15 protein-coding genes are annotated in these 14,377 nt (G+C 65.7%); 5 read left to right on the forward strand and 10 right to left on the reverse strand.

Annotated features, from left to right (window positions below; genetic code table 11):
- Positions 1-216: 216 nt before the first annotated feature.
- Both F8237_RS21180 and F8237_RS21185 read left to right on the forward strand, forming a co-directional pair.
- On the forward strand, positions 217-1,509 hold the full coding sequence (locus F8237_RS21180; protein ID WP_151647594.1) for an adenylosuccinate synthase: 1,293 nt from the start codon (positions 217-219) through the stop codon (positions 1,507-1,509).
- A 37-nt stretch (positions 1,510-1,546) separates the two neighbouring features.
- The gene (locus F8237_RS21185; RefSeq protein ID WP_151647596.1) at positions 1,547-3,175 is read left to right on the forward strand and encodes a hypothetical protein; all 1,629 of its coding nucleotides are present in this window, start codon (positions 1,547-1,549) and stop codon (positions 3,173-3,175) included.
- 31 nt (positions 3,176-3,206) lie between these two features.
- On the opposite strand, the gene F8237_RS21190 is transcribed toward F8237_RS21185, so the two are convergent.
- Positions 3,207-3,503, reverse strand: a complete 297-nt coding sequence (locus F8237_RS21190; protein WP_374761599.1) for a hypothetical protein — start codon at positions 3,501-3,503, stop codon at positions 3,207-3,209.
- Positions 3,504-3,788: 285 nt separating this feature from the next.
- Positions 3,789-4,034 carry a cysteine rich repeat-containing protein gene (locus F8237_RS21195; protein WP_151647600.1) on the reverse strand — a complete coding sequence of 82 codons (246 nt, stop codon included), beginning with the start codon at positions 4,032-4,034 and terminating at the stop codon, positions 3,789-3,791.
- A 157-nt stretch (positions 4,035-4,191) separates the two neighbouring features.
- Here F8237_RS21195 and F8237_RS21200 point away from each other — a divergent pair, with 157 nt between their 5' ends.
- Positions 4,192-4,617, forward strand: coding sequence for a DUF5413 family protein (locus F8237_RS21200; RefSeq protein ID WP_014439891.1), 426 nt, complete (start codon positions 4,192-4,194; stop codon positions 4,615-4,617).
- Positions 4,618-4,677: 60 nt separating this feature from the next.
- Positions 4,678-5,247, forward strand: coding sequence for a DUF4112 domain-containing protein (locus tag F8237_RS21205; protein ID WP_151647601.1), 570 nt, complete (start codon positions 4,678-4,680; stop codon positions 5,245-5,247).
- A 234-nt stretch (positions 5,248-5,481) separates the two neighbouring features.
- Here the strand turns inward: F8237_RS21205 and F8237_RS21210 are convergent, their stop codons facing one another.
- The 4 genes from F8237_RS21210 to msrA all read right to left on the reverse strand — a co-directional run bounded on the left by F8237_RS21210 (position 5,482) and on the right by msrA (position 7,400).
- Complete coding sequence (locus tag F8237_RS21210) at positions 5,482-5,778, reverse strand: hypothetical protein (protein ID WP_014439893.1); 297 nt, start codon at positions 5,776-5,778, stop codon at positions 5,482-5,484.
- 201 nt (positions 5,779-5,979) lie between these two features.
- A complete protein-coding gene (locus F8237_RS21215; protein ID WP_070099426.1) occupies positions 5,980-6,144 on the reverse strand; it encodes a DUF3309 family protein in 165 nt (54 codons plus the stop codon).
- Between the two features lie 107 nt (positions 6,145-6,251).
- A complete protein-coding gene (gene msrB / locus F8237_RS21220) occupies positions 6,252-6,671 on the reverse strand; it encodes a peptide-methionine (R)-S-oxide reductase MsrB (protein WP_151647605.1) in 420 nt (139 codons plus the stop codon).
- A gap of 24 nt (positions 6,672-6,695) precedes the next feature.
- Positions 6,696-7,400, reverse strand: a complete 705-nt coding sequence (gene msrA / locus F8237_RS21225; protein ID WP_151647607.1) for a peptide-methionine (S)-S-oxide reductase MsrA — start codon at positions 7,398-7,400, stop codon at positions 6,696-6,698.
- Positions 7,401-7,655: 255 nt separating this feature from the next.
- Here msrA and F8237_RS21230 point away from each other — a divergent pair, with 255 nt between their 5' ends.
- Positions 7,656-9,344, forward strand: a complete 1,689-nt coding sequence (locus F8237_RS21230; protein ID WP_151647609.1) for a caspase family protein — start codon at positions 7,656-7,658, stop codon at positions 9,342-9,344.
- 209 nt (positions 9,345-9,553) lie between these two features.
- On the opposite strand, the gene F8237_RS21235 is transcribed toward F8237_RS21230, so the two are convergent.
- The 4 genes from F8237_RS21235 to napA all read right to left on the reverse strand — a co-directional run bounded on the left by F8237_RS21235 (position 9,554) and on the right by napA (position 14,373).
- A complete protein-coding gene (locus tag F8237_RS21235) occupies positions 9,554-10,669 on the reverse strand; it encodes an ATP-dependent DNA helicase (protein ID WP_151647611.1) in 1,116 nt (371 codons plus the stop codon).
- An 88-nt stretch (positions 10,670-10,757) separates the two neighbouring features.
- Positions 10,758-11,396 (reverse strand): NapC/NirT family cytochrome c, encoded by a 639-nt coding sequence (locus tag F8237_RS21240; RefSeq protein ID WP_151647613.1) that lies wholly within the window; start codon positions 11,394-11,396, stop codon positions 10,758-10,760.
- Entirely contained in the window at positions 11,393-11,863 is a 471-nt protein-coding gene (locus tag F8237_RS21245; protein ID WP_162006156.1) for a nitrate reductase cytochrome c-type subunit, read from the reverse strand. The genes F8237_RS21240 and F8237_RS21245 overlap by 4 nt, the downstream gene beginning before the upstream one ends.
- Positions 11,860-14,373 carry a nitrate reductase catalytic subunit NapA gene (napA, locus tag F8237_RS21250; RefSeq protein ID WP_151647616.1) on the reverse strand — a complete coding sequence of 838 codons (2,514 nt, stop codon included), beginning with the start codon at positions 14,371-14,373 and terminating at the stop codon, positions 11,860-11,862. The genes F8237_RS21245 and napA overlap by 4 nt, the downstream gene beginning before the upstream one ends.
- Between the last annotated feature and the right edge of the window lie 4 nt (positions 14,374-14,377).

Here is a 14,377-nt window from a genome sequence, read left to right on the forward strand (position 1 = left end):
GATATCAAAGGCTTGGATCGCGCTTTGGGCCCGAAAAAAGCCCCGTTCTTGCTTGCCTAGAGAGGCTGCTTCCTTTATCCGGTGGGACCGCCTCGCGTGCGAACGGCCTTTGGCCGGGAATTGGGCTGGGCACAGGTATGATCCCGGGAAAGTGGGTCCCGGTTTTCCGTTTGGATCATGCCACTTACAGAGAATTCTTCGAAGGATTACCCGCGAATGGCCAATGTTGTCGTCGTCGGCGCCCAGTGGGGCGACGAAGGAAAGGGCAAGATCGTCGACTGGTTGTCGGAGCAGGCGGACATCGTCGCCCGCTTCCAGGGCGGCCATAACGCCGGCCACACGCTGGTCATCAACGGCGAGACCTACAAGCTCGCGCTGTTGCCCTCGGGCGTGCTGCGTCCGTCGAAGCTGGCGGTGATCGGCAACGGCGTGGTGTTCGATCCGCAGGCCTTCCTCGACGAGGTCGCCAAGCTGCGCGGTCAGGGCGTTGCGGTCGGCCCGGAGAATCTGCGCGTCGCGGAGAACGTCACCCTGATCCTGCCGCTGCATCGTGAACTCGATGCCTTGCGCGAATCCTCCAATTCCGCGACCGCGATCGGCACCACCCGCCGCGGCATCGGGCCGGCTTACGAGGACAAGGTGGGCCGCCGCGCGATCCGCCTGATGGACCTCGCCGACCTCGACACGCTTCCGCACAAGATCGACCGGCTTCTCGCGCACCACAATGCGCTGCGCCGCGGCCTGAACCTGCCGGAGTTTGACGGCAAGGAGATACTGAAGGAACTGACCGCGTTCGCGCCGCAGCTGCTGCCCTACGCCGAGACGGTGTGGCGCCTGCTCGACACCGAGCGGCGCGCGGGCAAGCGGATCCTGTTCGAAGGCGCGCAGGGCGCGCTGCTCGACGTCGACCACGGCACCTATCCCTACGTCACCTCGTCCAACACGGTGGCGGCGCAGGCCGCGACCGGAACGGGCATCGGTCCGGGCGGGGTCGGCTATGTGCTCGGCATCTGCAAGGCCTATACGACCCGCGTCGGCCAGGGGCCGTTCCCGACCGAACTGCTGAATGAGATCGGCGAGGAGATCGGCCGTCGCGGCCGCGAGTTCGGGGTCAATACCGGACGCAAGCGCCGCTGCGGCTGGTTTGATGCCGTGCTGGTCCGCCAGACCGTGCGGACCTGCGGCATCAACGGGCTGGCGCTGACCAAGCTCGACATTCTCGACGGCTTCGAGTCGATCGAGGTCTGCGTCGGCTACAAGCTCGACGGCAAGGAGATCGATTATTTCCCGGCCGGCGAGGGTGCGCAGGCCCGGGTCGAGCCGATCTGGGAGACTATCGAGGGCTGGAAGGAGCCGACCGCCGGCGCGCGGTCCTGGGCCGACCTGCCCGCCCAGGCCATCAAATATGTCCGCCGCATCGAGGAATTGGTGGGGTGCCCGGTCGCGCTGCTTTCCACCAGCCCCGAACGCGAGGATACTATCCTGGTGCAAAATCCGTTTGAGGCTTAACGATCTCTTACCAGGCCGCGGATATAGTTGAGTTGAAATGGCTGATTACTATCCGCTGATCGCCCGCGCTATTGCCGCCCTGGACCCCAATGCTCCCGGCGAAAGCCGTCGCGCGCTCTATGAGCGGGCGCGCACGGCCCTGATCGCGCAGCTCCGCAGCGTTCAGCCGCCGCTCTCCGAATCCGAGATCACCCGCGAACGGCTGTCGTTGGAAGAGGCCGTCCGCAAGGTCGAATCCGAGGCCGCCCAGCGCGCCCGCGAGGCTTCGCGCCCCGGCGGTCCCCGCAGCGGCGGCAGCGGCAGCGGCGATGCCTTCCGCCGGGCCAGCACCCGCGCCACCGAAGGTGGCCCACCCGCATCCCAGCCGGCTGCTCCGCCGCGCGCGCGTCCGGCGCCGCCGCCGCCCCGTGCCGACCGGCCGTCCTTCAACGTCGACGACCAGGGCGACACCCCGCGTTCGCCGCGGGCTCCCCGTTTCGACGCCCAGCGCCAGCCGGGCCCGTCCGCTCCGCCGCCGATGCCGGAGCCCCCGCCGGCTCCGGCATCCGGACGCGATCGTCAGGGCGGCCGCCGTCCGCCGGACGTCGGCCCGCCGCCGTCGCTGCCGCCGGCCCCGGGCGTGCGCGGTTTCCGTGACATCACTGCCGACGTCAACGATCTCGGCGGCGCCGCCGCGCAGGCCAACCGGGCCGCGCGCCGCACCTACGCCAACGTGCCCTCGCCCTCGCCGGAGTTCGACCGGCTGGAGCCGAGCCTGGAAAACCGGGCGGGCGAGCAGGACGCGCCCTATTCCTACGACGAGTCGATCGAGGAGGCCGAGCGCTACGCGCCGCAGCAGCCCTCGCCGCGTCCGCGCATCGCGCCCGAGCGCGACACCAAAAAGAAGCGCGCGCGCACCGGCTCGGTCTTCCCGTTCAAGAGCGCGATCGCCCTCGGCCTCGTGCTGATTCTGGTTGGCGCCGGCATCCTCTCGCGCAATTGGCTGATGCAGACTGCAACCAGTCTGTTCAAGTCCTCGCCCACCCAGGTGGTGGAGGCGCCGAAGGATCCGGCGCAGCCGCAGAGCAAGCCCAAGATTCCCGATCGCGTCGGCCAGCCTTCGGCCAGCGACCAGCCGGTCGCGCCGGTGGCGCAGAAGGTCGTGCTCTATGACGAGGATCCGTCCGATCCCAAGGGCAAGCAATATGTCGGCTCGGTGGTGTGGCGGCTCGAGCCGATCAAGGCGTCGGGCAACCAGAAGGCCGACGTCGCCGTGCGCGCCGACATCGAGATCCCCGACCGCAAGTTCAAGATGACGATGTCGTTCCGCCGCAACACCGACTCGTCGTTGCCGGCGAGCCATACCGCGGAACTGACGTTCATCCTGCCGCCGGATTTTCCGGGCGGCAGCGTCTCCAACGTGCCGGGCATCCTGATGAAGTCGAACGAGCAGGCGCGCGGCACGCCGCTCGCGGGCCTCGCGGTGAAAGTCACCGACGGCTTCTTCCTGGTCGGCCTCTCCAATGTCGATGCCGACCGCGCCCGCAACGTCCAGCTCCTGAAGGAGCGTTCCTGGTTCGACGTGCCCCTGGTCTACGCCAACCAGCGCCGCGCCATCATCGCCATCGAGAAGGGCGCCCCGGGCGAGCGCGCCTTCAACGACGCCTTCGCGCAGTGGGGCGATTGAGCCACTCCCGGAATGACGTCGTTGATGCGTCCTACTGCGCCGCCGCTTCCCGCTTGCGCGAGGCCGTGGCGGCTGCGTGCTCGCGGTCCATCACGGCGCGGCAGCCGGGGCTGACCTCCGCCTTCTTCTGCACCATGCAAGCCCTGATCCTGGGGATGTCGGGAATTTCGCTCGAGCACAGCCGCATCGCGTCGCCGGTGCACATCTGCTGTGCTTCGGACGAGAAGGCGAGGCTAGGCGATGTCTGGAGCACGATGGCGCTGGTGGCGAAGGCCAACAGCGAAGCGATGGGTTTGAAGCGCGAAGCGATGGTCTGATAGCGTGTCATGCGGAATGCGTCCCCGAAGTTCCGTGGATTGAACCACTTGGTTTTGGGGCGCCGCACGCGGCTTGATCTGCCGCATGTCACAGCCTTCACGCCGGGACCTCGATCCCGCATGTGGTCGCTCGATCTCTCGTGGTGTTCGAATCGAAAAGTGCTGCGCCGCCCGGGCGAAGTATGCGTCATTGTCAAAGAGCTGCAATGGGCGGCGCAAAGGAATTTGCAATTGTTGCGCGTTCGTCACGCAACGAGGTGACAGCTCACGTGCCAACCTTACTTACATCCCGTCAATCACATCCCGTGGCTCGCGAACACCTTGCTGCACGACTTCGACAGCTTGGCGCGGTTGCCCATCAGGCACGACTGCACCGCGCCGTCATTGCCGAGGTCCTTGCGGCACAGCCGCGAGGCATCGCGCGAGCAGGCCTGCTGCTCCTGCGGCGAACCCATATGGCCCTGTGCGAACGTCGGTGCGATCGACAGGCTGCTCAGGGCCGTCAGCGTGATGGTCGCCAGGAAGAACAATTTGCGGGACATCGGCGGCTCCGGTCTGAGTTGAGGTCTGAATTTCGGGGTCCGGTCGGCAACTCGTCGCCTTGCCACTTGTTCCCAGTGGGGTGCCCCGGGGGAACCGACCCGCTATCCAAGCTTCCCGCCGCGCTGCTATAAATGTGGCGAAGTGTGAGGGTGTTGGATGAAACGCTATCTGGTGTTTGCGCTGGTCGGCCCGTTCGTCGGCGGGTTCCTGCTGCTGCTGACGACGACCTACCAGTCCGGATATTGGGCCCAGACCAGTCTCGGCGAGGTCGGCAAGCTGTTCGCGGTGTTCTTCAAGACCCTGCAATACAGCTATCTGTTCGGCTTCCTGCCGTCGCTGATGATCGGCGCGGTGGACGACATCCTGATCCACGTCAGGCGGATCGGCCCGGTGCTGCGGATGCTCCTGGTCGGCCTGTTCGCCTTCGTGCTGGCCTCGCTCACCTACAGCTCGCGCGGGCCGGATTCCGGCGCGGTTCAGTTCATCCTGTACGGCCTGGTCGGGTTCGTGCCGTCGGTGATTTCGTCCTGGCTCGTGCATAGATATGTCGAGGAGCCGCAAGCCGCGGCGGCGCCGACCTGAGCACGCGACGTTCGGGCGCGGGCAGCAACTTCCGCCGCGCTGGCGCGTTCTCTGGAGACCATGATCATGTCCGACGACGACATCCTCGCTCCGCGCAAATCCCGTTCCGGGGAGCGTTCGGGCGCGACCTTTTCAGGGACCCAGGCGCGCGGGCCGATCATCGACCAGGACGGCCATGAAGTTCGTCCCGAAGCGATCCGCCCCGAAACGCTGGAGCAGGGGTTTCGCGAATTTCGCTTCGAGTTCGGGCAAGGGTCCGGAAATGCCAATCCGTTCGGCAATCTGACGCGGGAGCAGCGGATCGCTCGGATCGAGGCGATCGCAAAGCTGCTCGACGTCGCCTTCGTCGTACCCGGCACCAATATCCGCTACGGCATCGACGGGCTGATCGGATTGATCCCCGTGGTCGGCGACATCATCACCACCGCGATCTCGCTGTGGCTGGTGCGCGAGGCCCGCGCACTCGGCGCGCCCTGGTACATCACCGCGCGCATGCTCGGCAATGTCGCGGTCGACGGCGTGGTCGGCATCGTGCCGTTCGCCGGCGACGCCTTCGACGTCATGTTCCGCGCCAACATGCGCAACGTCCGCCTGCTGCGCCGCTGGCTCGACAAGCAGCCGCGGGTGTAAGCGCGAATGCTTCTTTCTTCGCCTCTCCCCGCAAGCGGGGCGAGGCCGGAATTCGCGCGAAGCGCGGATTCCGGGTGAGGGGGAGTCTCCGCGAGTCCAAACTCTCACCGCCTCCGCGGAGACTCCCCCTCACCCCGCAAGCGGGGCGAGGGAGAAGCCCCCCAACAACGCGAAAAGCGCGACGGCCGTTCGGCCATCGCGCTTTCAGCGTACATCGGGGCTTAGCGAAAAAGCTTACGCCGCGTCGGCGTCGGTCTCCGCGGCCACCGGCTCGGGCTTGCGGTGGCGCTCCAGCGGGAACGCTTCGCTCTCATACAGCGAACGGATGCCGTTCTGGTCGAAGCGCGCTTCCTCGACCTGCAGATAGGCGCCGTTCAGCGAATCCGTCGGCAACTGCTCCATCGCGAACTGCACGGCTTCGGCCGCGGTGCCGAACCGACGATAGGTGAAGCCTGCACGCTTCTTCTTGCGGATCGCAGCGGGGAAGAGTTCGGCGGAAGTGTTGAAGTTGAACGGACGCAATGGACGCATGGTCAAAGACCTCGTGATCTCTCTGGGGCTTTAAGCGCGTGGGGTTTGGGGCGGCAGGATGGGCTCGCCGCACATGTCATTTTCGCCCTCTAATATAGGCCGTTTTGACAGAAATGCGACCCCTGCGATGGGAGATGATGAATCCACGCATGGCAGGTCCGCAGGCGCTGTAAATCCAATTAATTCAATGGGTTGGATGGTTTACAGCTTTCCGAGGAGCAGCAGCACGACCAGCACCACCAGCACGACGCCGCCGATCCCCATGCCGGAATGGCCCATGCCGTAGCCATAGCCGCCGATCCGGCCGGACAGGCCGCCGACGAGATAGATGATCACCAGGATGATCAGGATGGTCCCAAGCGTCATGGCATCCTCCCTGGCGGTCGCCGGACTGCGCTCATCGGCCGCACCGCCAAGGTAGAAAAGCACATCGGGCCGCCGGGTTCCATGTCGGAACCCGGCGGCCCGCAATATTATTTCGGCTCGAGCTTCAGCGCCGCCGAGTTGATGCAGTAGCGCAGGCCGGTCGGCCCCGGACCGTCGGGGAAGACGTGGCCGAGATGGCCGCTGCACTTGGCGCAGAGCACCTCGGTGCGGATCATGCCGTGGCTCGCATCGTGCTCCTCGTCGACATGGCTCTCGACGGCGGGCTGGGTGAAGCTCGGCCAGCCGCAGCCGGAATCGAACTTGGCGTCGGACTCGAACAGCTCATTGCCGCAGCCGGCGCAGACATAGGTGCCGGCGCGGTGGTCGTGCTCGTATTCGCCGGAGAAGGGACGCTCGGTCGCCTTCTCGCGCAGCACCGCGTACTGCATCGGCGACAATTCGCTGCGCCACTGCTCTTCGCTCTTGATGACCTTGTCGTCGGTGGTCTTCGTCTTGGTGTCGGGCATGGGTCTCCCGTTGGCTTGGTGATGTCAGTTGGTGGCCTTGCTGGCACTGACCAGCGTCGGTTTCTCGATGTAGTTATCCGCGAACAGCTTTTTGAGGTTCTCGACCTTCGGGATGTCGTTATAGGCGATGTAGGGCTGGTTCGGGTGCAGGGTCAGATAGTCCTGGTGGTAGGCCTCCGCCGGATAGAACGCCTCCAGCGCGCCGACCTTGGTCACGATCGGCTTGCCGAACACCTTGGCGCCGTTGAGCTGGGCGATATAGGCCTCGGCCACCTTCTTCTGCTCGTCCGAGGTGGTGAAGATCGCCGAGCGATATTGCGTGCCTGAGTCCGGGCCCTGGCGGTTGAGCTGGGTCGGGTCGTGCGCCACCGAGAAGTAGATCTGGAGGATCTTTCCATAGGAGATCTTCTTCGGGTCGTACTTGATCTCGACCGCCTCGGCATGGCCGGTCCGTCCGCTCGAGACGGTCTGGTAGTCGGCGGTCGCCTTGGTGCCGCCGGCATAGCCGGAGACGGCGTTGACGACGCCCGCGGTGTGCTGGAACACGCCCTGCACGCCCCAGAAGCAGCCGCCGGCGATCACGGCGGTCTGGATCCCGGTTGCGGGGGCTGCATCCATGGCGGGCGCGGGGATCACGACCGCGTCCTCCGCGGCCCGGGACGGCATGGCGAAGGCCAGCGTCACGGCAGCGGTGGCGGCGAGCAGGGTCAAGAGGGCAGGTCGGCGCATGGCGGATCCTCGTTCGATGGTTGACAGTGTAGGGCGGCCGGGGCCGGGCGAACAGCCTGCCCGGCCGCGTTTTCGCGTCATCCGAGATACGGGCGCGGGCCGCGATCGTTACGCCGGGACGGACACGAGTCCGTGAAAATGAGCCGCGGACGAGGCGGCTTGGCGAGATGAGGAACTCCGCGCTAGATGAACGCCCTTGATGAACCCATGCGATCGACGATCGACCTATGTGGTGACTGGAGCTGACCTGACAACATGCTGCGCGTCATTCCCCTGAGCCTGGTCGTTCTGATGTCAGCCGCCGCGCTCGCCGCGGCCGAGGCGCAGCCCGCCGACGATCTCGCCACCTGCCGCGACCGCCAGGCCGACCTTCAGGTGCGCGCGCCGGCCTGCGAGAACCTGCTCAATGCCGACCGTGTCACCGGCAAGGACAAGTCCATCGCGCTCTCGGTGCGCGGCAACATGCTGATCAACAAGCGCGACCTTGTCCACGCGATCGAAACCCTGTCCATGGCCGTCGACCTCGATCCCGACAATGTCGTGGCGCTCAACCTGCGGGGCCTTGCCTATGAGCGCTCGGGCAAGGACGACCTCGCGATGGCCGACTACAACCTCGCACTCCAGAAGCGCCCGACCTACGGCGTTCCCTACAACAATCGCGGCGTGATCCAGGTGCGCCAGGGGGCGCTGCAAAGCGCGCTCGAGGATTTCAGCCTGTCGATCAAATTGACGCCGAAATTCATCCTCGGCTGGACCAACCGGGCCCGCCTGCGCACGCTGCTGAAGGACTATGACGGCGCGCTCGCCGATTTCGCCGAGGCCGAGAAGATCGATCCGGCCGCGCCGCAGATCGCCGCCAACCGCTGCATCACCTACGGCCTGATGGGCAAGTTCGATCAGGCTCTTGCCGACTGCAACGGCCTGATCGAGAAACAGCCGAGGAATGTCTACGCGATCAACAATCGCGCCGACGTCTACGTCATGAAGGGCGACTTCGACGCCGCGCTGAAGGGCTACAACGCGGCCATCCAGATCAACCCGAACAACATTCGTGCCCATTCCGCCCGCGGCCAGATCTACGAGCGCAAGAAAGATCTCGCCCAGGCGCGCGCCGATTATCGCGCGGCGGCCTATTCGCTGACGAAATTCGACGAGCCCGACGTCGCGCGCGCCCGCGCCATCGCGCAGGAGCGGCTCGCCGCGCTGACGCCGCAAACGCCGGGCGGCGCGCCCACCGGGCGCCGCGTCGCGCTGGTGATCGGCAACGGTGCCTACAAGAACGTCCACGCCTTGCCCAATCCGCCGCGCGACTCGAAATTGATCGCAGGCGCGCTGCGCGACGTCGGTTTCCAGACGGTGATCTCGGCGAGCGACCTGACCCGCGACAAGTTCTTCGAGGCGCTGCAGACGTTCGCCGCCGAAGCGGAAAAGGCCGACTGGGCCGTGGTCTATTACGCCGGCCACGGCTTCGAGATCGGCGGGGTGAATTACCTCGTCCCGGTGGATGCCAAGCTGGCCGCCGACAGGGACGCCGAGACCCAGGCGGTGGCGCTTGAGCAGGTCATCGCCGCGGTAGGTGCCGCGCGAAAAGTGCGCCTGGTGATTCTGGATGCCTGCCGCGACAACCCGTTCGCGCCGACCATGCAGCGCACCCTGTCGCTGAAGCTGGTCGACAAGGGCTTTTCCAACATCGAGCCCGGTGCCGGCTTCATGGTGGTCTATGCCGCAAAGCACGGCGAGACCGCGATAGACGGCAACAACGGCGCCGACAGCCCGTTCTCCACCGCGCTCGCCCGCGAGATCAAGGAGCCGAAGGTCGAGATCAGGAAACTGTTCGACATCATCCGCGACGACGTCTGGTCGGCGACGAAGCACGAGCAACAGCCGTTTACGTACGGCTCGCCGCCGGGACGCGAGGATTTTTATTTCGTCGCGGGGAAGTGAGGGCTGTGTGGGGCGCAATGGCGTCCCCTCATCATCGGTGTCGTCCCCGCGAAGGCGGGGACCCATAACTACAGGGAAAAGTGCAAGGCAAAACTCCCACTCCGAGTCTTCGCCAAATTTCCGCCTGTGGGTATGGATCCCGGATCTGCGCTTCGCTTGTCCGGGACGACAGCGGAGGTTGAAGCCGCAGCCTCGCCAAGCCGTCGACGCTACACCACGATGCTCAGCCGCTTCGCCGCCCGCGTGATGCCTGTGTACAGCCACCTTGCGCGGCTCTCCCCGAACGCAAAGCTCTCGTCGAACAGCACGACGTCGTCCCATTGCGAGCCCTGCGACTTGTGCACGGTCAGCACGTAGCCATAGTCGAACTCGTCATAGGGCTTGCGCTGCTCCCAGGCGATCGCCTCGACGCCGCCCTCGAAGCAGTCGGCGCGCACCGAGACCTTCGTCACCTTGTGGCCGAAATCCTCGTCGGGCGACAGCCGCATGCTGAGGATGCGCGATTTCGAACGCGAGGTGTTGCGCGATTTCACGCGCCACAGGCCGCCGTTGAACAGGCCCTTCTTGCGGTTGTTGCGCAGGCACACCAGCTTGTCGCCGGCGACCGGAAAGACGTCCTCGATGTTCTGGCGCTGGCGCACCCGCATGTTGTAGGCGCGCCGCGTGTTGTTGCGGCCGACCAGGACCTGGTCGGCGGCCATGACGCGATCAGGATCGAGCTCCTTGCGCGACACCACCTCGCTCTCGCCGTAACGGCCGATGTCGAGCTCGCGGCCTTCGCGGACGTCCATCGACATCCGCACGATCGGGTCGTCCTGCGCCTGGCGGTGCACCTCGGTCAGCATCGCGTCGGGCTCGGTGTTGGTGAAGAAGCCGCCACCCTGGATCGGCGGCAGCTGCGCGGGATCTCCGAGCACCAGCAGCGGGCAGTCGAACGACATCAGGTCGCGGCCCAATTCAGCGTCGACCATCGAGCATTCGTCGATCACGATCAGTTTTGCTTTTGACGCCGGCGCATCGTCCCAGAGTTCAAAACTCGGCTGCTCCTCGCCGGATTCACGGGCGCGGTAGATCAGCGAGTGGATGGTGGAGGCCTCGTCGCAGCCCTTGTTGCGCATCACCAGGGCCGCCTTGCCGGTGAAGGCGGCAAACTTCACCTCGCCGTCGACGCCGTCGGCGATGTGTCGCGCCAACGTGGTCTTGCCGGTGCCGGCAAAGCCGAACAGCCGGAACACCGGCGGGGTGCCGCCCCGACCGGGTTTTGCCTTGAGCCAGTCGCCGACGGCTTTGAGCGCGGCATCCTGATGCGGAGTGAATGTGGCCATGTCTGCTTTGAGGGAGGGCGAAACGAGGCGATTCGCCACCCCTCAAACTAACCATTCGCCCCGCCGGTTCAAGCCGCGCGGATCGTCCCTATTGCCAGCCGGGAACGCCGCGCATGTCGGGCAGGTGGTGGGCGATGCCCTTGTGGCAGTCGATACAGGTCTTTTCCTTGGTGAACAGGAAGCGCTGGTGCGCCACCGAGGCCCGCGGCGACTGCTTGGTGATGTCCATGGAATCGGCGCTGTGGCAGTTGCGGCATTCCAGCGAATCATTGGCCTTGAACCGCGCCCATTCATGCGCGGCGAGCTCGAGGCGCTTGTCCTGGAATTTCTCGCGGGTGTCGATCGTGCCGAACAGCTTGCCCCAGACCTCCTTGGAGGCCTGCATCTTGCGCGCGATCTTGTCGGTCCAGTTGTGCGGCACGTGGCAGTCCGGGCAGGTCGCGCGCACGCCGGAGCGGTTGGTGAAGTGGATGGTCGACTTCAGCTCGGCAAAGACGTTGTCCTTCATCTCGTGGCAGCCGGTGCAGAACTTCTCGGTGTTGGTCAGCTCCAGCGCGGTGTTGAAGCCGCCCCAGAAGATCACGCCGGCGGCAAAGCCCGCCAGCACCAGCACGCCGAGCCCGAACACCGAGCTCGGCCGGATCAGCACCTGCCACAGCTCGCGTGCGAAATCCCAGCAGCGCAGGATGAAGCCGCGCTTGATGTTGGGTTCGTCGGCGGTCGTCATCGGCGGCCACCGGGGCTCGAGCGCGACAGCAGCGTGTCGATGTCGGTGAAGTCGTTGCTGACGGGCGGGTTGGCGGTGTTCTGCGGCACGTGGCATTCCGTGCAGAAGAAGCGGCGCGGCGAGATCGAGGCCAGGAACTGGCCGTCGCGGTCCATGAAATGCGTGATCGACACCATCGGCGCCTGCGATTCAGCGGTGCGGGCGCGCGCGTGGCACGACAGGCATTTGTTGCCGTTGAGGTCGATCTGGTACCCGTCGATCGTGTGCGGGATCACCGGCGGCTGCTCCGGATAGTTGCGCACCTCCCGCTCGGAGGTGTTGCGGTTCGGCAGCATCGGCGGCGCCGGACCCTCGTCATTGAGCGGGGTCGGTCCGCGCAGGCCCGATGTCACCGTCTGCGCGGTCAGCGAACTCGCGCCCGCGGCGATCGCGACCGCGAGCAGAGCGATTCCAAATCGTTTCATCATGACAGGTTCACCCGCTCGATGCGCACGGCGCATTTCTTGTAATCGGTCTGCAGCGAGATCGGATCGGTGGCGTCCAGCGTCACCTTGTTGATCAGCTTGGATTCGTCGAACCAGGGCACGAAGACGAGGCCACGCGGCGGCCGGTCGCGGCCACGCGTCTCGACGCGGGCGCGGATGAAGCCGCGGCGGGACACCACTTTCACCTCGTCGCCGCGCCGGATCTTGGCTTCCTGCGCGTCGTCCGGATGCATGAAGACCACCGCCTCCGGGAACGCCTTGTAGAGCTCGGGCACGCGGCGCGTCATGGTGCCGGAATGCCAGTGCTCCAGCACGCGGCCGGTCGAGAGCCAGAACGGATATTCCCCGTCGGGCGATTCCGCCGGCGGCTCGTAGGGCAGGGCGAAGATGCGCGCCTTGCCGTCCGGATAGCCGTAGAACTGCACGCCCGCGCCCTGCTTGACGTAGGGATCGCTGCCTTCGCGGAAACGCCATCTGGTTTCCTGGCCGTTGACGACGGGCCAGCGCAGGCCGCGCTCCTTGTGATAGGTGTCGAACGGCGCGAGGTCGTGGCCATGGCCGCGGCCGAAGCTGGCGTATTCCTCGAACAGGCCCTTGTGGACGTAGAAGCCGAACGCCTTGGACTCGTCGTTGAGATAGCCCTGCTCGATGTCGGTAACCGGGAACTTGTCGACCTGGCCGTTCTTGTAGAGCACGTCGAACAGCGTCTTGCCGCGAACCTCCGGCTTCTTGGCGATCAGCTCTTCCGGCCAGACTTCCTCGATCTTGAAGCGCTTGGAGAATTCCATCAACTGCCACAGGTCCGACTTCGCCTCGCCGGGCGCTGCGACGAGCTGGTGCCAGAACTGCGTGCGCCGCTCGGCATTGCCATAGGCACCTTCCTTCTCGACCCACATCGCGGTCGGCAGGATCAGATCGGCGGCCAGCGCCGTCACCGAGGGATAGGCGTCGGAGACCACGATGAAATTGTCGGGGTTGCGGAAGCCCGGATAGGTCTCCTCGTTGGCGTTCGGACCGGCCTGGAGGTTGTTGTTGACCTGCACCCAATAGGCGTTGATCAGGCCGTCCTTCAGCATCCGGCTTTGCAGCACGGCGTGCGCGCCGGGCTTGTCGGGAATGGTGCCTTCGGGCAGCAGCCAGAGGTGCTCGGCCTTGGTGCGGTGCTCCTTGTTGGTGACGACCATGTCGGCGGGGAGGCGGTGCGAGAAGGTGCCGACCTCGCGCGCGGTGCCGCAGGCCGAGGGCTGACCGGTCAGCGAGAACGGGCTGTTGCCGGGCTCGGAGATCTTTCCGGTCAGAAGGTGGATGTTGTAGACGAGGTTGTTGCACCAGACGCCGCGGGTGTGCTGGTTGAATCCCATGGTCCAGAACGAGACCACTTTTGTCTTCGGATTTGCATAGAGCTCGGCCAGCGCCTCGAGGCGATTGAGCGGCACGCCGGACATCTCGGCGGCCTTCTCCAGCGTATAATCGGACACGAACTTGACGTACTCGTCGTAGCTCATGTCGGTGGAGTCGTTGGCCTTCGCCGCCCCCGTCGCCTTCTTCTGCAGCGGATGCTCGGGCCGCAGCCCATAGCCGATATCGGTTTGCCCGCGCCGGAAGATGGTGTGCGCGGCGACGAAGTCCTTGTGGACCCGTCCGGTCTTGATGATGTGGTTGGCGATGGCGTTGAGGATGTAGAGGTCGGTCTGCGGCTTGAAGATCATGCCGATGTCGGCGAGGTCGAACGAGCGGTGCTCGAAGGTCGAGAGCACGGCGACGCGGACATGCGGCGCGGACAGCCGGCGGTCGGCCACACGCGTCCACAGAATCGGATGCATCTCCGCCATGTTGGAGCCCCACAGCACGAAGGCGTCGGTGGCCTCGATGTCGTCATAGCAGCCGGGCGGCTCGTCGATGCCGAAGGTGCGCATCATGCCGGCGACGGCGGAGGCCATGCAGTGGCGCGCATTGGGGTCGATGTTGTTGGTGCGGAAGCCGGCCTTGAACAGCTTCGAGGCCGCATAGCCCTCCCAGACCGTCCACTGGCCGGAGCCGAACATGGCGACGCCGTTCGGCCCGCGCTTCTTGATCGCCTCCTTCCACTTCACCTCCATGATGTCGAAGGCTTCGGTCCAGCTGACCGGCGTGAACTCGCCGTTCTTGTCGTACTTGCCGTTCGTCTTGCGCAGCATCGGCTGCGTCAGGCGGTCGTGGCCGTACATGATCTTGGAGAGGAAGTAGCCCTTGACGCAGTTGAGGCCGCGATTGACCTCGGCCTTGGTGTCGCCGTGGGTGGCGACGACGCGATTGTCCTTGGTCGCGACCATCACCGAGCAGCCGGTGCCGCAGAAGCGGCAGGCGGCCTTGTCCCATTTCAGTTCGGCGACCTCGCGTTCGGCGGTGAGATTGGCGGCGAGCGCCGGCACAGGCATGCCGGCGGCGGCAGCCGCGATCGCGGCGGCCTCGAGCTTCAGCATCTGGCGGCGGTCGAGCTTTGGCGTTGTCATGATG

The organism is Bradyrhizobium betae (assembly GCF_008932115.1).
Classification (GTDB): domain Bacteria; phylum Pseudomonadota; class Alphaproteobacteria; order Rhizobiales; family Xanthobacteraceae; genus Bradyrhizobium; species Bradyrhizobium betae.